Below are 18,292 nucleotides of genomic sequence, written 5' to 3' on the forward strand. Positions count from 1 at the left end.
ACCTCAGGGGTTTACTTCTGCGCCAGCGCCCTGGTCGGGTTGGCGATGCCGAACACCGAGCCGGCGAGGTGCGGGCGGTCGTCGGCGCCACGGGTGTCCACCTCGGCGACGACCGACAGTCCCGGACGCAGCAGGCCGGCCAGCGGCGTGTCCTTGGGAAGGGCGATGCGCACCGGCACGCGCTGAACGACCTTGGTGAAGTTGCCGGTCGCGTTCTCCGGCGGCAGCAGGCTGAACTTGGAGCCCGAGGCCGGCGCGAAGCTCTCCACCGTGCCGCTCAGCGTCTTGCCGGGAAAGGCGTCCACCTTGACCTCGACCTTCTGCCCCGGCCGCATGTCGGAGAGCTGGGTTTCCTTGAAGTTGGCGACCACATAGACGTCGGGCAGCGGGACCAGCGCCAGCATCTGCACACCCGGCCGCGCGTACTGGCCGACCTGCACCCCGCGGTTGCCGATCACGCCGTCCACGCCGGCGCGGATCACCGTGTTGTCCAGGTCGTTGCGGGCGGCGTCCAGGCTGGCGGCGGCCTGCTCCAAGTGCGCCTTGATCTCGGCGCCCGCGGCCTCAAGCACGCCGATCTGGTCGCGCTCGGCGGCCAGGGCGGCGCGCATCTTCAGCACGGCGGCGTCGGCCTTGCGCAGGTCGGCCTCGGCGGTGTCGAGCTTCTGGCGCGAGGTCCAGTTGTCGCTGACCAGCGAGCGGGTGCGGTTGAACTCCTGCGCGGCGCGCTGGCGCTCGGCCTCGGCGGACGCCAGATTGGCCTCGGCCTGGTCAATCTGCGTGCGCTGCCACACCAGCTTCTGCGCGTTGCTGCCCAGAGCCGCCTGCTGCGCCGCCACGTTGGCCTCGGCCTCGGCGACCTTGGCGCGGAAGTCGCGGTCCTCCAGCACCACCAGCACGTCGCCGGCGTTCACCTGCTGGTTCTCCGCCACGCGCACCTCGCGCACATAGCCGGCGACCTTGGGGCTCACCACGCTGATGTCGCTCTGCACGTAAGCGTTGTCGGTGGACTCGACGAAGCGCCCCTGCGTCCACCAGTGCCAGCCGCCGTACCCGGCGCCGCTCAACGCCACCGCCGCGACACCCGTCAGAATGATCTTCCGAACGCCCTTGGGCATGTTTATCTAACCTCTGCGGTGCGGTCCGCGCCGGCCCTGCGGTCAGGACCAAACTGAACCGTTCAGTTTTGTCTTGTACGAACATGGATGGCTGCATATCTGTTGTCAAGAGTGAACTGAACGGTTTAGTACCAAGATCCATGGAACGGGTGTCGACGATGCGGGAGGACGGTATGGCGGGTGTGGTGGCGCCGAGCCCCGAAGCGGGCTCCAAGCCGGCGCAGATCCTGGAAGCGGCGGGCAAGCTGTTCCTGGAGAACGGCTACGGTGCCGTCAGCATGGACACGGTGGCGAAGACGGCCAACGTGTCCAAGGCGACGCTGTACGCGCATTTCCGCAGCAAGGACGAGCTGTTCGCCGCGATGGTGGCGTGCGAGTGCCGCGACCAGATGGGCGACATGACCTGCGCCGACATCGGCCGCATGGATGCCGCCGAAGGGTTGCGCTTCATCGGCCGGCGCTTCCTCCAGCTGCTGCTGTCCTGCAAGGCGCTGGCGGCCTACCGGGTGGTGGTGGCCGAGGCGCACCGCTTCCCCGAGCTGGCGCGCGCCTTCTACGAGTCGGGTCCGGCGCGCTCGCACGGGCAGATGGCAGCCTATCTGCGCGAACTCGACCGCCGCGGCGCGCTGCGCATCCCCGACGTCGATCTGGCGGCCGAGCAGTTCTTCGGCCTGATCAAGGCGCACATCCACACGCGCTTCATCATGGGCATCCAGGACGCGCTGCCGGAGACGGAGGCCAACCGCTTCGTCGACGCCGCGGTGGCGCTGTTCACCAAGGGCTACGCGCCGGACGCGCACTGACATCGCCGCGCGTTTCGCGTTATCATGGATGGAGCCAACGCGGAGGCAGCCATGCCCGACGATCGTCCCAGAATGCCGTCCGACGGCCCGAACGATTACCCGCTCGGGATTGAGCCGGAGGAACTGATCGCAATGCTTATGGAAGGCTTGGCCGACCTGGAGGCTGGGCGAGTCGTCAGCATGGAAGAGGCTGACCGCATGGTGGACGAGGCTCTCGCGCAACAAAGGGCCGAACAGGCCCGGAAGCGCTGACCTATGACCGTCAGGCTTTCCAGGCAGGCGTATACGGACCTGAGACGCCTTGTCCTGGAAAGCGAACTGCGGTCGAGGCTGTCGCCCGCAGAACACGAGACAGGCTGCGCCACCGCTTTGAAGCCATCGCCATGGGCCGAGGCCACGGCCACAAGCGGCGAGACGTGCCGGCTGAACTGCCCTTCCTGTTCGTCAGCGAGCCGCCTTTTGTGATTGCCTACGACCAGCAGACGCTCCAGATCGTCCGGATTATCCATGGGCGCCGCAATATCCCGAATCTCTTCTCCCTGCGATCCGCTCCGCGATAAGACGAAAGCCGTTGATCCGTGGCCTTGCTGGGGCGGGTGCGGCGGATGGCTTTACCGCGCACCCCGTCCTGGTGCAGTATCCCGCAGCCCAGCCGGTGGACCAGCCGGCGGAAACCGCCAAACCCACGGGACATGGTCGCGCTCCTTCAAAACCACTCCGGCGGGCTGTCGCCGCAACGCCCGACGCTGACGCTCGGCGCCAAGATCCGCATGATCAACTGGGGGCTGGTGCTCCTGGTGTGCACCATCTCGGGCGTCGGCGTGGCTCTGCTGTACTCCGCCGCCGGCGGCCAGTGGGACCCGTGGGCCAAGGCGCAGCTGGTGCGCGCCATCCCTGGACTGGTGCTGATGCTGGGCATCGCGCTGGTGGACATCCGCATCTGGATGCGGCTCGCCTACGTGATCTATTTCGGCGTGTTCATGCTGCTGGTGGCCGTGGAGATCATGGGCCACATCGGCATGGGCGCGCAGCGCTGGATCAATCTGGGCTTCTTCGTCCTGCAACCGTCGGAGCTGATGAAGCCGGCGATGACGCTGGCGCTGGCGCGCTATTTCCACGGGCTGACGCTGGATCAGGTCGGCCGGCCGCTGATGCTGATCCCGCCGCTGCTCCTGGTGTTCACGCCGGTCGGGCTGGTGCTGCTGCAACCGAACCTGGGAACCTCGCTGCTGCTGATCCTCGGCTCCGGTGCGGTGTTCTTCACGGCCGGCGTGCGGCTGTGGAAGTTCGCGCTGGCCATCGGCGGCGGCCTGGGCGCCATCCCCGTCGCCTGGGAGTTCCTGCACGACTACCAGCGCAACCGCGTCTACACCTTCCTCGACCCGGAGCTGGACCCGCTGGGGAAGGGCTACAACATCATCCAGTCGAAGATCGCGCTGGGCTCCGGCGGCCTGTTCGGCAAGGGCTTCACCATGGGCTCGCAGAGCCAGCTGATGTTCCTGCCGGAGAAGCACACCGACTTCATCTTCGTCGTGCTGGCCGAGGAGTTCGGCATGGCCGGGGCGCTGGCGATCCTGTTCCTCTACTGCCTGCTGCTGGTGTACGGCGTGGTGATCGCGCTGTCCTGCCGCAACCAGTTCGGCCGGCTGGTGGGTGTCGGGCTGACGACGCAGTTCTTCCTCTACATGTTCGTCAACGTCGCCATGGTGATGGGCCTGATCCCGGTGGTCGGCATTCCGCTGCCGCTGGTGTCGTACGGCGGCACGGCGATGATGACGCTGCTGATCTGCGTGGGCTTCCTGCTCAGCGTCTCGGTCCACCGCGAGGTGCGGATTTCCCGGACCGGGGTGAGCGAGTTCTGAGATGGGAAGGCAAGAATTCACACGGATTTTGGGGATTTGAACAAGGATTACACGGATTTTTTATGCTCGCAAAGCCGCGAGCCATCCCGAAGGCCGCTGCTGCGCACGAATAAAAAATCCGTGTAATCCGTGCCAAAATCCGTGCAATTCGTGTGAATTCTTGCCCCCGACACCCGAACTCACGGCTCCGGGTGTTCGTCCACCCGCTGGATGAGCACCTTGTCGATCCGCCGGCCGTCCATGTCCACCACCTCGAACCGGTGCCCGCGCCACAGGAAATGCTCCGACGCGGTGGGCACGTGACCGATACGCTCCAGCACGAAGCCGGCCAGCGTGTGGTACGTCCCCTCCCCCTTCAGCCCCGGCACGCCGACCGTCGCTTCCACCTCGTCCACCGGCAGCATGCCGTCCACCAGCCACGAGCCGTCCTCGCGCTGCACGAGGCCGCTGTCGGCCTCCTGCCCGGCTTCGGGCATTTCACCGGCGATGCTCTCCATGATGTCCGTCATGGTGACGATGCCCTCGACGCTGCCGTACTCGTCCACCACCACGGCCATGTGCACGGTTGACTGCTTGAACAGCTCCAGCAGGCGCAGCACCGGCGTGCCGTCGTGCACGATCATCGGCTGCACCAGCGCGGCGCGCAGGTCGAGCGGCCGCCCGTGCAACGCCTGATCCAGCAGCGCCTTGGCCGAGACGATGCCCTGCACTTCGTCCACGTCGCCGCGGCAGACCGGGAAGCGCGAATAGCCGCCGTCGCGGATCTCCGTGGCGATGGCCTCGGGCGGGTCGTCGGGATCGAGCCACAGCACGTCCGGGCGCGGCGTCATGATGGCGCGCACCGTGCGGTCGGCGAGGCGCAGCACCCCCTCGATCATCTGCCGCTCGGCCGGGGCGAAGACGCCGGACTGCGTGCCCTCGGCGATGAGGCTCTTGACCTCCTCCTCGGTTACCGTCTGCTCGCGCGTGGTGGGCAGCCGCAACAGCCTGAGCAGCGCCTCCGTCGACGCGCCGAGCAGCCACGCCAGCGGCAGCGCCACCCGCGACAGCGTCCGCATCGGTCCGGCGACCGCCACGGCAATGCGCTCGGCGTTGATCAGCGCGAGGCGCTTGGGCGCCAGTTCGCCGACGATCAGCGACAGGTAGGTGATGCCGGCGACCACCAGCGCGAAGGCCATCTGCGACCCGTGCGGGGCGATCCAAGGCACGGCGTCCAGCTTCGGCCCCAGCCGCTCGGCGACGGTGGAGCCGCCATAGGCACCGGCGACGATGCCGATCAGCGTGATGCCGATCTGCACGGTGGACAGGAAGTGGCTGGGGTTCTCGGCCAGCTCCAGGGCGGCTTTGGCCCCCCTGGCGCCGCGCCCCTCGGCCATCCGTTGCAGCCGCGCCCGGCGGGCCGACACGACGGCCAGTTCCGACATGGCGAAGAAGCCGTTCACCACGATCAGCAGGACGATGACCAGCAGTTCCCAAATCATGGCCGGTGCCGCTTCCCTCAACCCGTGGCCAAGCCGATGAGAATCAGCAGGCCTTGCATGAATCCGAACAGGACGGCGGCGACGATGGCCAGCGCGGCCACGCCGGTGACCAGCCCGGCTATGACGAACACGCCGTCCTTCTCGATCAACCCCAGCGCCATCAGCGCCATGGCCAGGGCCGGCGGCTGGTTGCCGAAGACGATGGGCAGCGCCAGCACCACCGCCAGCACCACCATGGCGGCCCCAATGAACCGCTCGGCCAAAGGCGAGGTCAGCGCCGGCAGGCGCGGTCGCAGGAAGCGGCGCTCGATCCGCTCCATGTACGGGTGGGCGCGCTTCAGCACACGCAGGAAGCCCTCGCGCTCCATGCTCAGCGCCGCCAGCCGGCGCGGCAACCAGGGCTGCGTGCGGCCAAGGATCATCTGCGCCGCGACGAAGGCGATGGGCAGGCCGGTCACCGTGGACAGGCCGGGCACCGGCAGCACGTTGGGGATGGCGAGCAGCAGGATCAGCGCGCCGAACGCCCGGTCGCCGAGAATGCGCACAAGGTCACCCAGCGCGATCCGCTCGCCGTGCTCGTGCGCCAGGAACTCTTCCAGCAGTTCGGACGCACGGGGGCGGCTCTCCCCGAGTGGAGCAGCGATGGTTATCGGCGGTTCTTCGCTCACGACGCTCCGACCGCTTGCGGGTGCGGTGCATAAGGGATGGCCCCCTGTTCTACCGTATCCCCGGCGCCCTGACTAGCCGTGCACGGCCGGAACCGGCAACTCGAAGTGGAAGGTGGAGCCCCGGCCGGGCTCGCTCTCCACGCCGATGCTGCCGCCGTGCGCCTCGACGATGCTGCGGCAGATGAACAGGCCGAGCCCCACCGACGTGTCGCCGAGGTCGGTCAGCGTGTTGGCGTGCGAGAAGGGCTGGAACAGCCGCGCCAGCTGATCCGCCGCGACGCCGCGGCCGTGGTCGGCGACGGAAACCCGCACCCGGCCGTCACCGCACGCCTCCACCGTTACCCGGATGCAGGTCCCGGAATCGGAGTATTTCACCGCGTTGGACAGCAGGTTGTTCATCACCTGCTCGATGCGCGGCGCGTCGAGCGGCAGCGTCGGCAAGCCCTCGGCGACCCGGCAGTCGATGGTCAGGCCCTTGCCCAGCGCCAGGATCTCGTTCATCGCGACGTTGCGGCGGACCAGCGCGCCGAGGTCGGTGTCCTTCGGCGACAGCGTCAGCCGGCCCGCCTCCAGAGCCGACATGGACAGCACGTCCTCGATCAGGTGGCGCATGAACAAGCTGCATTCCCGGATGCGCTCCAGCGACTCCAGGTCACGCTCCTCGCCGCGGCCGGAAAGCCGGCCCTTGAGAACCTGCGCGAAGCCGCCGATGACCTGCAGCGGCGTGCGCAGATCGTGCGCCAGCATGGCGAGCAACCGGGCCTTCTGGGCGTTGACGGCCTCCAGTTCGGCGTTGGCCTTGGCGAGCTCGCGCTGGGCGTTGGCGAGTTGGCTGTTGAGGCTCGTCATCTCCTCGAACAGTGTCTCGGCGGTCGGCGCCACCGGCGCACCGGTCAGCGGGCCGAGCAGCGCCGCCAGTTCCGGCCGCGCCTGACCCACCGCGGCGCAGACCGCATCAGCCGCGCCGGGTTGGGTGGCCGCCACCAGCGCCATGATCCCCTCGGCGCAATGCCCGGACAGGTAGACGGCCCGCGTCGTGCCATCAGACAGCGCCGCGTGCAGCGGCCAGTCGTGGATCGTCCCGTCGCGCCGCAGCGCCGTGAACAGCTCCAGCGCGTGGCCAAGCGGCTCCAGACCGAACAGCACCGGGAAGGGCGCCCCCACCTCCGACCGCAGCCCCGGCACACCGGCGCCCACGGGGTGCACCGCCGTGGCGCGGCCGTCGCGGTCGCAGATCAGCACCGCACCGCCCGTCGCCGCCGCCGGGGTCATGACGCCCCCCATGGCGTCTCCTGGATCAGCCGTCCGGCGACCGCCACCGCCTCGGCCGCGTCCGAGGCCGAGGCATCGGAACCCACGGCTTTCCACAGCTCCGGCTCGACGGTGAAGGGATAGCCGCCGACGATGATGCGCAACGGACGGGCGCCGATCCCCCGGCGCACCGCGTCGATCAGTTCGGCGACGGCGCCGATATGGGCGGTGATGGTGGCCGACACCGCCAGCACCTGCGCGTTGCGCTCCTCCACCGCCGCGACGACGCTGCGCGCGGGCGTGTTGGCGCCCAGATAGTAAGTGTCCCAGCCGGCCATCTCGAAGAAGTCCGCCACCATGCGCACGCCGATCTCGTGCTGCTCGCCGCTGACGCAGGTTGCCACCAGCGAACGCCCGACACGCCGGGTCGCGAAAATGCGCGGGTACAGCAAGGACATGACGGCCTGCGTCGCCGCGGTGGCGAAATGCTCGTGCGCCACACCGATGCGCCCGGTCTGCCACAGCCGCCCGACCTCGCGCAGCACCGGCTGGAAAACGTGCAGGTAGGCGTCCCGCACATCCAGGCCGCCGTCCTCGACACGGTCCATCACCAGCCGCGTGGCGCGACGCCGGTCACCGGCGACCAGAGCGTCCAGATAGGTGGAGGCCAATTCGGCGTGCGGCGCATCGGGGACGATGAAGCTGGGCGGGTCGATGCCGACCGTGGGCAGCGCGTCGAGCGCCGCCGCCACACACGCCGCCGCGCGCTCCGCGGCGACACCGCCGATGGTGTCGGCCACCACGTCGCGCAGGATCTCCAGGCTGCTGCAAAGATCCTCCACCGGGATGCGCAGCCCGGCGAACAGCACCTTCACCCAGCCGGCATACGCGCGGAACAGCGCCGGGCTGTCCGCCCCGACCGCCTCGGCGAGGTAGAGCACATGGAAGCGCAGATCCTCGACGCACTTCGCCCGCCCGGCCTCGCCATAGCGGCCGTAGAGGTCCGGCCAGCGCCGGAACTGGGCCTCGACCACGGTCCGGGCGATCTCGTCGCACCGCTCGGCAATCGCCATGGAAGCAGCGTCTCGCACGAAGGCACTCCGTCGATGGCATCCGTGAGAAATAATATGCGCGTCGGGGGCAGCGCGCCAACCGCTACAAAAAACCCGCTCCTGCCCCTACCGCCCCTTCTGCAAGGCGAAGGTCAGGCGCTTGAGCAGGTCGGATTTGGCGACCGGCTTCACCAGATAGCCGGAGATGCCGTAGGCGATGGCGCGCTTCACGGTTTCGGCCTCGCGATGGCCGGTCAGCACGATCACCGGGAGGTCGGCCACCCCGTCGCCACCCGAGGTGCGCAGCGCATGCAGCAGGTCCAGCCCGCCCATGCGCGGCATCTCAAGGTCGCAGATTACCAGATCGACCTGGCCGCCGCGCTGCCGCAACACGTCGAGGGCGTGGATGCCGTCCGACGCCTCCCACACCGCGCGAACGCCGATGTCGTTCAACAGCCTCGACACCAGCGAGCGTGTGAAGTCATCGTCCTCGGCAAGCAGAATACCAAGGTTATTGACGGTGCGCGGAGCGGCGCTGTTCTGGTCGGCCATCATGGCGTGTCGTTCCTGCCCCATCAGGGTGTGCCGCGTGCATGGTACGGCGCACCGACGCCCGTGGCAATCCCATGGAAATCAGGCGCGCGAACGCTTATGGTCGCACCATTCGACGACGACGGGCCCACGCGTGGACCAGCACCCCCCCTCTTCCCTGTCCCCCTCCGTTCCCGGCGGTTTGTCTGATACCGAGGTGCTGACCCCGGCCATGCTGGCCGAGGTGATGGAGGCCAGCAGCACCGGCATCGCGGTGCTCGACGCGCGCCAGCCCGGCACCCCGGCCGTCCACTGCAACCCTGCCTTCCTGGAGATGACCGGCTACACCGCGCCGGAGCTGCTGGGCCGCAGCCTGGACCTGCTGCGCGGGCCGGACACCGATCCCCGCACGGTGGACACGCTGCACCGGGCGCTGGCCGCGGGAGCGCCCATCGCGGTCGAGATCCTGCATTACCGCAAGGACTGCACGCCGTTCTGGAACGCCCTGTCGATCCGCCCGGTGCGGGGGGCGGATGGCGCGGTGCGCTGGTACGTCGGCTCGTCCACCGACATCACCCGCCAGCACCAGTCCGAGCAGGGGCTGCGCGACGCCCAGGACCAGCTCACCAAGCTCGCCGCCGAGACCTTCGCGCTGGCCGAAGACCTCGACCGCGCCCGCGAGGAAGCCGACGCCGCCCGCATCGCCGCCGAGAACGCCAGCCGCGCCAAGTCGCGCTTCCTCGCCATGATGAGCCACGAGCTGCGCACGCCGATGACCGCGGTGCTCGGCATGGGCGACCTGCTGCTGGGCACCGATCTCAGCGAGCAGCAGACGGGCTACGTCAAGACGCTGCGCTCCTCGGCCGACACGCTGCTGGCGATTCTCAACGACATCCTCGACTTCTCAAAGATCGAGGCCGGGCAGTTGGAACTGGAGGAGATCGACTTCTCCCTGGGGCGCCTGATCGAGGATGTGGTGCAACTGTTCCAGGTGCGCGCCGCCGCCAAGGGGCTGTATCTGTCCGCCTCGGTGGCCGACGAGACGCCCACCCATGTGCGCGGCGACCCGACGCGGCTGCGTCAGGTGCTGTTCAATCTGGTGTCCAACGCCATCAAGTTCACCGAGCGCGGCGGCATCGAGATCTGCGTCTGGCGCCCGCAGGTCGATGACACCGGCGAGGTCGTGCTGCGCTTCGAGGTGACCGACACCGGCATCGGCATGACGCCCGAGCAGCAGAAGCGCCTGTTCACGGCCTTCGTGCAGGCCGACGTCTCCACCACGCGCAAGTACGGCGGCACCGGGTTGGGGCTGGCGATTTGCAAGCACCTCGTGCAGGCCATGGGCGGCGACATCACCGCGACGTCGGAGGCCGGCGACGGCTCCACCTTCCGCTTCTCGATCCGCGTGCGCCCGCCGCAGTCCACGCCTGAGCCGGCGCCGGAGCCGGCGGCACCCGCGCCGCAGCCCGCCGCCTCGCTGCACCTGCTGCTGGCCGAGGACAACGACATCAACCGCATGCTGATCTCCACCATGCTGACGCGCATGGGGCACCGGGTGGACGCGGTGGGCGACGGGCGCGCGGTGCTGGCCGCCCTCCAGGGGAAGGCGTACGACCTGCTGCTGCTCGACATGGAAATGCCGATCCTCGACGGCGGCTCCACCGCGCGGGCGATCCGGCGCAGCCCCGGCCCGGTGGCGCAGATGCCGATCGTCGGCATTTCCGCCGACGCCCTGCCCGAGCACCGCGACCGCCACATGGCGGCCGGGCTCGACGCCTACATGACCAAGCCCATCGAGTGGGACGCGCTGGGGGCCTTGATCCTGGAGATGGCCAGCCGGCCGCGCACCCCGCGCCCGATCCCGGCGGCGGCGGCACCCGCCGACCAGGACGGCCTCCACGGCGTGCCGCTGCTCGACCGCGTCAAGCTGTCGGAGCTGCGTCTGGCGCTCGGCGCCGAGAGCCTGGAGAGCATGCTGCGCCTGATGCCGGAAACGTCGCTGCGCGAGCTGTCGGCGATCCGCGCCGCCTTCCAGGGCGACCGCCCGCGCGACCTGCGGCAGGCGGCGCACACGCTGACCGGATTGGCCGCCAATTTCGGCGCGCCGCGGCTGGCCGCCATCGCCCGCGCGCTCAACGAGCACCATGCCGACCCCGAGCGCGTGGCCTCCCTGCTGCCGCTGCTGGAGGCGACGGTGGCCGACACCAACCGCCTGATCGAGGACCCGGATTCCGTGCAGGCGCCGGGCTGATCCAACGTCGCACGCCTCCCAACTATAGCCCCCGCAAGCTATTAAAATTCGAAATAAATATTTAAGACTTTCGCTGCAGGCTTATCCCAGCAAAACACTCAACTATCCCACAATCGGATAGGGGTCGTTCCACCGGGAGAGCCGCCATGAGCCAAGACAGCACCGTCGACCTCGCCGATCAGCTCCGCTTCCTCCGCGTCGACCAGGACGCCCGCGCTGCCCTCCAGGAGTTCCGCCCGGTCATCGAGGCGGAGATGCCCGGCATCCTCGACCGCTTCTACGCGCACCTGCGTGGCTGGCCCAATCTGATGGCGATCTTCGGCGGCGAGGCCGGCGTCAAGCACGCCCGCGACCATCAGCTGCGCCACTGGCTGGAGATCGCGCAGGGGCGCTTCGACGCCAGCTATCAGCAATCCATCCAGCGCATCGGCAACGCACACCATGTGCGCAAGCTGGAGCCGCGCTGGTACATCGGCGGCTATTCCTTCATCGCGTCGGAGCTGGTGACCGCCGCCGGGCGGCATTTCCGCTCGCGCTGGAACCCGCGCGAGGCCGAGGCGCGCACGGCCCGGATTCAGCGCGCGCTGCTTCAGGCGATCATGCTGGACATGAGCCTCGCCATCTCCGTCTACCTGGAGAAGGGCGAGGAGGAGCGCCGCCGCCACGTGGAGATGGTCGAGGGGCTGGCCACCTCGGTGCGCACCGCCGTGGTCGGGCTGACCAGCTCGGCCGGCGAGATGCAGACCACCGCCGAGGGGATGGCGGTCACCGCCCACATGTCCAGACAGCAGTCGGAGACGGTGGCGGTCGCCGCCGGTCAGGCGTCGAGCAACGTCGCCACCGTGGCCGCCGCGGCGGAGGAACTGTCCAGCTCGATCACCGAGATCAGCCGGCAGGTCAACCAGTCGAGCACCGTCGCCGGCCGCGCCGTCACCGCCGCCGAGCGCACCGACGCGACCGTCCAGGGCCTTGTGGACTCGGCGCAGAAGATCGGCGAGATCGTCAAGCTGATCAACGACATCGCGTCGCGCACCAACCTCTTGGCGCTCAACGCCACCATCGAGGCGGCGCGGGCCGGCGAGATGGGCAAGGGCTTCGCCGTGGTGGCGAGCGAGGTCAAGAGCCTCGCCAACCAGACCGGCAAGGCGACGGATGAGATCCAGCAGCAGGTCAGCGAGATCCAGCGGGTGACCGGCAGCGCCGCCGGCGCCATCCGCGAGATCGGCGCATTGATCGCCGACATCAACGGCATCACCGCCGCCATCGCCGCCGCCGTCGAGGAGCAGGGTGCCGCCACCGCCGAGATCGCCCGCAACGTCCAGGAAGCGGCATCGAGCGCCAGCGAGGTGTCGGTGAACATCGTCGGCGTCACCAGCAGCTCCGACGAGACCGGCCGCGCCGCCGGCCGCGTGCTGGACGCCGCCACCGGCCTGAAGCACGAGGCCAGCACCCTGCAGCAGAACGTCGACGCCTTCCTCGGCAAGCTGCGCATGGGCGCGCGCTAGCCAGCCACCGCGTTCCTCCCGAGCCTTGGGGCGGCTTGAGGGCCGCCCCGTTTTGTTTGGGGAATGCCCTTTACTCGGCCGCGTCGGTGCCGCGCCCAACCGCGGCGATGCGCGTCGGGATCAAGGCGTTGACAGTCTGCCGCTGCTCGTCGAGGCGAGCGTGGATGACGCGGGATTCGGTGCGCACCTCGGTTTCGAGGTGCGCGATGTCTGCTTTCAACTCCGTGCGAAGGTCGTTGATGTCTGCCTTCAACTCCGAGCGAAGGTCGTTGATGGCCGCCTTCAATTCCGTGCGCAGCGAATCCGCTGTGCCATCGATTCTTGCGCCCAGGCTCCGCCCGAGCTGTTCAATCGCCGCGAGGATCAGATCCGACTTGTCCATGGACACCCGCCGATACGCAGAATGGAATGAGCATACCATCGTCTCGCGCTCCGGTCGATTCCCATGCGCGTTCCCCCATGAGCACCGGTTGTCGTCTGCGGCGCGGCTCTGTTAAGGATAAGCGATGACACGCCGCCGCACCGCCTCGCCGACCGTTCCCGATCCCGACCAGTACGACCTGCTCGACGTGCCCGAGCCGACGGCCGTGCTGATCACCTATTCCGGCCGGGTCGTCGACCTGGAAAAGCCGGACTTCAGCCGCTTCGAGATCGAGGATGTGGCGCGCCCGCTGGCCTTCCAGTGCCGCTTCGTCGGCAACACCCGCACCTTCTTCAGCGTCGCCCAGCACTGCCTGCTGGCGAGCCATCTGTGCCCGCCGGAGTACGCGTACGACGCGCTGATGCACGATAGCGAGGAGGCGTTCACCGGCGACTGGCCGACGCCGTGGAAGGCGCGCATCGGCCGCGAGGCGATCAAGCAGGCCATCGCCCCCATCAAGATCGGGCTGGCCCGGCGCTTCGGCTTCCGCCACCCGGAGCCGAAGCCGGTCAAGGTGGCCGACCAGCGGGCGCTGGCGACCGAACTGCGTGACCTGTGCGCACCGCACCGGGTGAACTGGCAGGACCTGCCGCCGCCCGCCGCCGACCCCATCGTGCCGCTGGGGCCGGAGGAGGCGATGGCCGCCTTCCTGGCGCGCTACCGGGAACTGAAGCGGCCCTGATCCGCCCTCAAGCCCGTCCTGCCGGCTGCTCGCCGCGGCGGCGGGTGCCGCGCTGGGCGGGAACGCCCAGATCCTCGGCGTGGTGGCCCTCGGCGCCCTCGCTGGCGTTGGCGCAGCGTTCGGCCAGTTCGCGGATGGCGGCGCGCACCTGCGGGTCGCGGATGTTCTGGAAATAGCGCGCCAGCATCAGCGCCTCGCGCGAGCGCAGCGTGCCCTCGCTCTCGGCGGTCTCCTCCGCCCGGCCGCCGGCCGCCTCGGCGTGGGAGCGCTCCTCCAGGCCGTCGAAGAACACCGAGACGGGAACACGGAAGAACTGCGCCAGCTTGTACAGCCGGCTGGCCGAGACGCGGTTGAAGCCGCGCTCGTATTTCTGAAGCTGCTGGAACGTCAGCCCCAGCGCCGACGCCACGTCGCTCTGCGACAAGCCAGCCAGCATGCGCAGTTCGCGCAGGCGCTGGCCGACGAACACATCGACCTCGTTGAGGCCTTCCTTCTTTTCACGGCCGCGCTTTTTCACAGCATTCCCCCGTGTTCACCGCATAAACCCTAAAGCCTTCAACACCGAAGAACCCGTACGGGTTGCGTGTGCGTATGCGATTTCTTAGCTACGCCCACCTCCCCGGTCCGTCAACGGACGCACCGGCGAACTCGCCCAATGATACATGGCGCCCCATTGCGATTACTCCAGCCGATAGGAACGGCCGTGCGGCCATGCAACCCTCATCATGATGTGGCCGTCACGCAACAGACGGCGTCATACGTGTCACGGTAGGCACATTTTGCCCAGTACTGGGCAAATCCTGCCGACGAATTAACCGTTAATTCATCAAAACCTTTCACCCTCCGAACCGTGAAAAACCATCGGCGTGGATTTTGCAGCCCCGGTCCGGCGGCTGCGGGGTTCCGACCGCTCGGGGACTGACGCGCGTGAACAACCTGCTGCAAACCTTGCGCAATCTGGGCCCCGCGCGCCTCGGGGCGATCGGCGCCGTGGCTTTGCTGCTGATCGGCTTTTTCGTCTATCTGACGACGCGCCTGTCCTCCCCCGACATGGAGCTGCTGTACGCCGAGCTTCAGCCCGCCGACGCCGCCGCCATCGCCAAGAAGCTGGACGACGCCAAGATCCCCTACGCCGTCGACAAGAACGGCACCAAGATCCGCGTCCCCGCCGACCAGATCGGTTCCGTCCGCATGAAGATGGCCGAGGCCGGGCTGCCGTCCGGCGGCTCGGTCGGCTATGAGCTGTTCGACAAGGGCGAGGGCTTCGGCGCCACCAGTTTCATCCAGAACATCAACCACTTGCGCGCGCTGGAAGGTGAGATGGCGCGCACGGTCGGCACGATGAACGGCGTGCAGCAGGCGCGCGTCCACCTCGTGCTGCCCAAGCGCGAGCTGTTCGCCCGCACACAGAACCCGGCGACGGCCAGCGTCTTCCTCAAGCTGCGGCCCGGCGCGCAGCTGTCGCGCGAGAACATTTCGGCAATCCAGTACCTGATCGCCGCCTCGGTGCCGAACCTGGAGCCCACCCAGGTCTCCATCATCGACGACAAGGGCAAGCTGCTCGCCCGCGGCGGCGGGGCGAACAGCGAAGACCTGATGATGGCCAACGCCGAGGAGAAGAAACTCGCCTACGAGCGGCGCATCGCCGCCACCATCGAGGATCTGGTCGGCCGCACGGTGGGCTACGGCAAGGTGCGCGCCGAGGTGTCGGCCGACCTGGACTTCGACCGCATCACCACGCAGTCGGAGATCTTCGACCCCGAAAGCCAGGTGGTGCGCTCCACCCAGACGGTGGGCGAGACCAACCAGAGCCAGGACCGCGACCCGCTCCAGCCCGTCACCGTCGACCAGAACCTGCCCACCGCGCAGACCGGCAGCAGGGACAACAGCTCCATCTCCTCGAACAAGTCGACCCGCAACGAGGAGACGGTCAACTACGAGATCAGCCGCACCACCAAGAACCACGTCCGCGAGAGCGGCCAGATCCGCCGCCTGTCGGTGGCGGTGCTGGTGGACGGCGTCTACACGCCCAGCCCCGATGGCGGGAAGCCCACCTACCAGCCCCGCCCCGACCAGGAGATGGAGAGCATCAAGGCGCTGGTGCGCTCGGCGGTCGGGTTGGACGCGGTGCGCGGCGACACGATCGAAATCGTCAACATGCGCTTCTCCACGCCCGACGACGAGTTCGCCAAGCCGGACGCCATCTTCCTGGGCATGGGCAAGGACGACATCTTCCGCATCGCCGAGATGGTGGTGCTGGGCATCGTCGCCGTGCTGATCATCCTGCTGGTCATCCGCCCCCTGATCACGCGCGCCTTCGAGAAGGCCGACGCGCAGGAGGATGACGACATGGACAAGCTGCTCAGCGATCAGTCGGGCATGCCGGCGGCGCTCGCCGGCCCGACCGGCGCGCTGGCACAGGATCTGGCGCTGGAAGCCGCACAAGCCGACGAAGAGCTGGAGCAGATGATCGACATCAATCGGGTCGAGGGCCGCGTCCGCGCGTCCTCGTTGCGCAAAGTCGGCGAAATCGTCGAGAAGCACCCGGAAGAAGCGGTGTCGATCCTGCGCAACTGGCTCTACCAAGAGAGCTGAGGGCGCACTGAATGACCTCCGTCCGCAAGTTCCAGTTCGACGAATCCTTCGACGTGGACAACCACCACGGCCACAACTACGCTCATGTCGAGGAGGAATTGGCGCCCGAGCCGCCGCCCGCGCCAACCTTCGGCGAAGCGGAGCTGACCGCCGCCCGCGAGGCCGGCTTCCGTGAGGGCATGGTGACCGGCAACAAGGCCGGCATCGAGCAGGGCTACGCCGACGGTCACGCCGCCGGACTGGCGGAGGGCGCCGAAGCCGCCCGCGCCGAGATCGAGAGCACCGACGCGGCGCTCACCGCCCAGGCGCTGGACCGCATCGCGCGGGGCGTGGCGGATCTGATCGTCCAGCGCGAGGCCGGCAACGCCGCGCGCAGCGACCAGCCCGTGCACATCGCGCTTGCCATCGTGCGCAAGCTGATGCCGGAACTGGCGCGCCGGAACGGCCTCGCCGAGATCGAGAGGCTGGTGCGCGCCTGCCTGACCGACCTGATGGACGAGCCGCGGCTGGTGGTGCGCGTCGCCCCCGACACCATCGAACTGGTGCGCGGGCACCTGGAGGCCACCGTCGCCAACTGCGGCTTCGACACCAAGCTGGTCGTCGTCGGCGACCCGGCGCTCGGCCCCGGCGACTGCCGGGTCGAGTGGGCCGAGGGCGGTGCCGAGCGGGACACCGCCCGCCTGCTGGCCGACATCGAGGAAAGCGCTTCCCGTCTCCTTGAAGGGGGTGCGCTGCAGTGAACGATTTTTGTCCGGAGACTCTAGATGGCTAAGGACACCTTCTCCCTCGACGAGATCGACAACGGTCGCTCCGACATGTCGGAGTACGACAGCGGTCTCGGCCCGGCGAAGGATCTCGAGGCGGTGTACGACATCCCCGTCCAGATCTCGGCCGTGCTCGGAAAATCGACCATGCAGGTGAGCCAGCTCCTCAAGCTCGGCCGCGGCGCCGTGGTCGAGCTGGACCGCAAGGTCGGCGAGGCCATCGACATCTATGTCAACAACCGTCTGGTGGCGCGCGGCGAGGTCGTCGTCGTCGAGGACCGGCTGGGCATCACCATGACCGAAATCATCAAGTCGGAGCGCGGATGATCAGCTCCCGCGACAGCAGCATCCGCAACGCCGCCGCCAGGCGGGAAGCCGCCCTGGACGATGACGGCCTGCGGGAAGCCGCCACGCGCGACGCCGCCACGCGCGAGGCCAACGAACTGCGCGCCCAGCGGACCGCGGCCATGGCCGAACGCGTCGCGGCGTCGCCGTCGCGCACGCGCCTGCGTGGCCGGCTCGACGCCGGCACGCTGGTCGGCCTGGGGGCCGCGGCGTGCGTCATCCTGGTGGCGATGGCGTCGGGCGGCAGTCTGCGCGCCTTCCTCGACCCGCCGTCGCTGCTGATCGTGCTGGGCGGCACGCTGGCGGTCACCACCGCGTCCTTCTCGTTGGGCGACGTGATGGCGGCGTGGGGCAACGCCGGCCGCATTCTGGTACAGAGCACCCACGACCCGCGCGCCGTGTCGCGACAGGTCATGCTGCTCGCCGAGGCCGCGCGCCGCGCCGGGCCGGAGATGCTGAAAAGCATGCTCCCCGAGCTGAAGGGCGAGCCGTTCCTGCACCGCTGCGTCTCGCTGATCACCGAGGGCCTGCCCACCGACGACGTCGAGCACATGCTGACCGCCGAGGTCGAAGCGGTCGGCGCCGCGCGCACCAAGAGCGCCGCCGTGCTGCGCCGCGCGTCCGAAGTGGCGCCGGCCATGGGGCTGATCGGCACGCTGGTCGGGCTGGTGCAGATGTTGGGCGGCCTCAGCGACCCCTCGACCATCGGGCCGAGCATGGCGCTGGCGCTGCTGACCACCTTCTACGGCGCCGTTCTGGGCAACGTCGTGCTGGCGCCGCTGGCCGCCAAGCTCGAACGCGCCGCCGAGGAAGAGGCCCTGGTCAAGACCCTGTACACCATTGGTGCGGTATCGATCGCGCGGCAGGAAAACCCCCGCCGCCTGGAGATGCTGCTCAATACGCTTCTGCCGCCGGGGCGGCGGATCCAGTATTTCGAGAAAGAGTCCCCGAGGGGAGCGTGAG

Annotated in this window: 19 protein-coding genes; 11 read left to right on the forward strand and 8 right to left on the reverse strand. The window is 68.7% G+C overall.

Going from position 1 to position 18,292, the window contains the following annotated elements; genetic code table 11:
• Nucleotides 1-11: 11 nt before the first annotated feature.
• Entirely contained in the window at nucleotides 12-1,118 is a 1,107-nt protein-coding gene (locus ACSVDD_RS05955) for an HlyD family secretion protein (RefSeq protein ID WP_448188370.1), read from the reverse strand.
• Between the two features lie 158 nt (nucleotides 1,119-1,276).
• Here ACSVDD_RS05955 and ACSVDD_RS05960 point away from each other — a divergent pair, with 158 nt between their 5' ends.
• The 4 genes from ACSVDD_RS05960 (at nucleotide 1,277) to rodA (ending at nucleotide 3,783) form a co-directional block, all read left to right on the forward strand.
• On the forward strand, nucleotides 1,277-1,921 hold the full coding sequence (locus ACSVDD_RS05960) for a TetR/AcrR family transcriptional regulator (RefSeq protein ID WP_448188371.1): 645 nt from the start codon (nucleotides 1,277-1,279) through the stop codon (nucleotides 1,919-1,921).
• A 51-nt stretch (nucleotides 1,922-1,972) separates the two neighbouring features.
• Nucleotides 1,973-2,173 carry a hypothetical protein gene (locus ACSVDD_RS05965; protein WP_448188372.1) on the forward strand — a complete coding sequence of 67 codons (201 nt, stop codon included), beginning with the start codon at nucleotides 1,973-1,975 and terminating at the stop codon, nucleotides 2,171-2,173.
• Nucleotides 2,170-2,481 (forward strand): type II toxin-antitoxin system RelE/ParE family toxin, encoded by a 312-nt coding sequence (locus ACSVDD_RS05970; protein ID WP_448188516.1) that lies wholly within the window; start codon nucleotides 2,170-2,172, stop codon nucleotides 2,479-2,481. Before ACSVDD_RS05965 ends, ACSVDD_RS05970 begins: the two co-directional genes overlap by 4 nt.
• A 132-nt stretch (nucleotides 2,482-2,613) precedes the next feature.
• The gene (gene rodA / locus ACSVDD_RS05975; protein ID WP_448188373.1) at nucleotides 2,614-3,783 is read left to right on the forward strand and encodes a rod shape-determining protein RodA; all 1,170 of its coding nucleotides are present in this window, start codon (nucleotides 2,614-2,616) and stop codon (nucleotides 3,781-3,783) included.
• A 179-nt stretch (nucleotides 3,784-3,962) separates the two neighbouring features.
• On the opposite strand, the gene ACSVDD_RS05980 is transcribed toward rodA, so the two are convergent.
• The 5 genes from ACSVDD_RS05980 to ACSVDD_RS06000 form a co-directional block, all read right to left on the reverse strand.
• Nucleotides 3,963-5,264: a hemolysin family protein gene (locus ACSVDD_RS05980; protein ID WP_448188374.1), complete on the reverse strand. Its 1,302-nt coding sequence runs from the start codon at nucleotides 5,262-5,264 to the stop codon at nucleotides 3,963-3,965.
• A gap of 17 nt (nucleotides 5,265-5,281) precedes the next feature.
• Entirely contained in the window at nucleotides 5,282-5,932 is a 651-nt protein-coding gene (locus tag ACSVDD_RS05985; protein WP_448188375.1) for an exopolysaccharide biosynthesis protein, read from the reverse strand.
• Nucleotides 5,933-6,004: 72 nt separating this feature from the next.
• Nucleotides 6,005-7,216 (reverse strand): sensor histidine kinase, encoded by a 1,212-nt coding sequence (locus ACSVDD_RS05990; RefSeq protein WP_448188376.1) that lies wholly within the window; start codon nucleotides 7,214-7,216, stop codon nucleotides 6,005-6,007.
• Nucleotides 7,201-8,274, reverse strand: coding sequence for a cobalamin B12-binding domain-containing protein (locus tag ACSVDD_RS05995; RefSeq protein WP_448188377.1), 1,074 nt, complete (start codon nucleotides 8,272-8,274; stop codon nucleotides 7,201-7,203). The genes ACSVDD_RS05990 and ACSVDD_RS05995 overlap by 16 nt, the downstream gene beginning before the upstream one ends.
• Before the next feature lie 87 nt (nucleotides 8,275-8,361).
• Nucleotides 8,362-8,790 (reverse strand): response regulator, encoded by a 429-nt coding sequence (locus ACSVDD_RS06000; protein WP_448188378.1) that lies wholly within the window; start codon nucleotides 8,788-8,790, stop codon nucleotides 8,362-8,364.
• A gap of 178 nt (nucleotides 8,791-8,968) precedes the next feature.
• Here ACSVDD_RS06000 and ACSVDD_RS06005 point away from each other — a divergent pair, with 178 nt between their 5' ends.
• Complete coding sequence (locus tag ACSVDD_RS06005; protein ID WP_448188379.1) at nucleotides 8,969-11,017, forward strand: ATP-binding protein; 2,049 nt, start codon at nucleotides 8,969-8,971, stop codon at nucleotides 11,015-11,017.
• A 146-nt stretch (nucleotides 11,018-11,163) separates the two neighbouring features.
• A complete protein-coding gene (locus ACSVDD_RS06010; RefSeq protein WP_448188380.1) occupies nucleotides 11,164-12,522 on the forward strand; it encodes a protoglobin domain-containing protein in 1,359 nt (452 codons plus the stop codon).
• Nucleotides 12,523-12,592: 70 nt separating this feature from the next.
• On the opposite strand, the gene ACSVDD_RS06015 is transcribed toward ACSVDD_RS06010, so the two are convergent.
• A complete protein-coding gene (locus ACSVDD_RS06015; RefSeq protein WP_448188381.1) occupies nucleotides 12,593-12,904 on the reverse strand; it encodes a hypothetical protein in 312 nt (103 codons plus the stop codon).
• Nucleotides 12,905-13,028: 124 nt separating this feature from the next.
• On the opposite strand from ACSVDD_RS06015, the gene ACSVDD_RS06020 reads away from it, so the two are divergent.
• Complete coding sequence (locus tag ACSVDD_RS06020) at nucleotides 13,029-13,625, forward strand: transcriptional regulator (protein WP_448188382.1); 597 nt, start codon at nucleotides 13,029-13,031, stop codon at nucleotides 13,623-13,625.
• Between the two features lie 7 nt (nucleotides 13,626-13,632).
• Here the strand turns inward: ACSVDD_RS06020 and ACSVDD_RS06025 are convergent, their stop codons facing one another.
• Nucleotides 13,633-14,142 carry a helix-turn-helix domain-containing protein gene (locus ACSVDD_RS06025; protein WP_448188383.1) on the reverse strand — a complete coding sequence of 170 codons (510 nt, stop codon included), beginning with the start codon at nucleotides 14,140-14,142 and terminating at the stop codon, nucleotides 13,633-13,635.
• A 410-nt stretch (nucleotides 14,143-14,552) separates the two neighbouring features.
• Between ACSVDD_RS06025 and fliF the strand changes: the two genes are divergently transcribed.
• The 4 genes from fliF (at nucleotide 14,553) to ACSVDD_RS06045 (ending at nucleotide 18,291) form a co-directional block, all read left to right on the forward strand.
• Nucleotides 14,553-16,220, forward strand: a complete 1,668-nt coding sequence (gene fliF, locus ACSVDD_RS06030; protein WP_448188384.1) for a flagellar basal-body MS-ring/collar protein FliF — start codon at nucleotides 14,553-14,555, stop codon at nucleotides 16,218-16,220.
• Nucleotides 16,221-16,231: 11 nt separating this feature from the next.
• Nucleotides 16,232-16,960, forward strand: a complete 729-nt coding sequence (locus ACSVDD_RS06035; protein ID WP_448188385.1) for a FliH/SctL family protein — start codon at nucleotides 16,232-16,234, stop codon at nucleotides 16,958-16,960.
• 75 nt (nucleotides 16,961-17,035) lie between these two features.
• Complete coding sequence (gene fliN, locus ACSVDD_RS06040) at nucleotides 17,036-17,311, forward strand: flagellar motor switch protein FliN (RefSeq protein ID WP_448188517.1); 276 nt, start codon at nucleotides 17,036-17,038, stop codon at nucleotides 17,309-17,311.
• A complete protein-coding gene (locus tag ACSVDD_RS06045) occupies nucleotides 17,308-18,291 on the forward strand; it encodes a motility protein A (RefSeq protein ID WP_448188386.1) in 984 nt (327 codons plus the stop codon). Before fliN ends, ACSVDD_RS06045 begins: the two co-directional genes overlap by 4 nt.
• Nucleotide 18,292: the final 1 nt, after the last annotated feature.

Source organism: Azospirillum terrae (genome assembly GCF_053470425.1).

What these genes read in the sequence shown, in the direction of transcription:
- ACSVDD_RS06000 (WP_448188378.1), bottom strand. Translation starts at nt 8,790, where the DNA reads ATGATGGCCGACCAGAACAGCGCCGCTCCGCGCACCGTCAATAACCTT.
- ACSVDD_RS06010 (WP_448188380.1), top strand. Translation starts at nt 11,164, where the DNA reads ATGAGCCAAGACAGCACCGTCGACCTCGCCGATCAGCTCCGCTTCCTC.
- ACSVDD_RS05990 (WP_448188376.1), bottom strand. Translation starts at nt 7,216, where the DNA reads ATGGGGGGCGTCATGACCCCGGCGGCGGCGACGGGCGGTGCGGTGCTG.
- ACSVDD_RS05965 (WP_448188372.1), top strand. Translation starts at nt 1,973, where the DNA reads ATGCCCGACGATCGTCCCAGAATGCCGTCCGACGGCCCGAACGATTAC.
- fliN (WP_448188517.1), top strand. Translation starts at nt 17,036, where the DNA reads ATGTCGGAGTACGACAGCGGTCTCGGCCCGGCGAAGGATCTCGAGGCG.
- ACSVDD_RS06020 (WP_448188382.1), top strand. Translation starts at nt 13,029, where the DNA reads ATGACACGCCGCCGCACCGCCTCGCCGACCGTTCCCGATCCCGACCAG.
- ACSVDD_RS06035 (WP_448188385.1), top strand. Translation starts at nt 16,232, where the DNA reads ATGACCTCCGTCCGCAAGTTCCAGTTCGACGAATCCTTCGACGTGGAC.
- ACSVDD_RS05955 (WP_448188370.1), bottom strand. Translation starts at nt 1,118, where the DNA reads ATGCCCAAGGGCGTTCGGAAGATCATTCTGACGGGTGTCGCGGCGGTG.
- ACSVDD_RS06045 (WP_448188386.1), top strand. Translation starts at nt 17,308, where the DNA reads ATGATCAGCTCCCGCGACAGCAGCATCCGCAACGCCGCCGCCAGGCGG.
- ACSVDD_RS05960 (WP_448188371.1), top strand. Translation starts at nt 1,277, where the DNA reads ATGCGGGAGGACGGTATGGCGGGTGTGGTGGCGCCGAGCCCCGAAGCG.
- ACSVDD_RS05980 (WP_448188374.1), bottom strand. Translation starts at nt 5,264, where the DNA reads ATGATTTGGGAACTGCTGGTCATCGTCCTGCTGATCGTGGTGAACGGC.
- ACSVDD_RS06015 (WP_448188381.1), bottom strand. Translation starts at nt 12,904, where the DNA reads ATGGACAAGTCGGATCTGATCCTCGCGGCGATTGAACAGCTCGGGCGG.
- rodA (WP_448188373.1), top strand. Translation starts at nt 2,614, where the DNA reads ATGGTCGCGCTCCTTCAAAACCACTCCGGCGGGCTGTCGCCGCAACGC.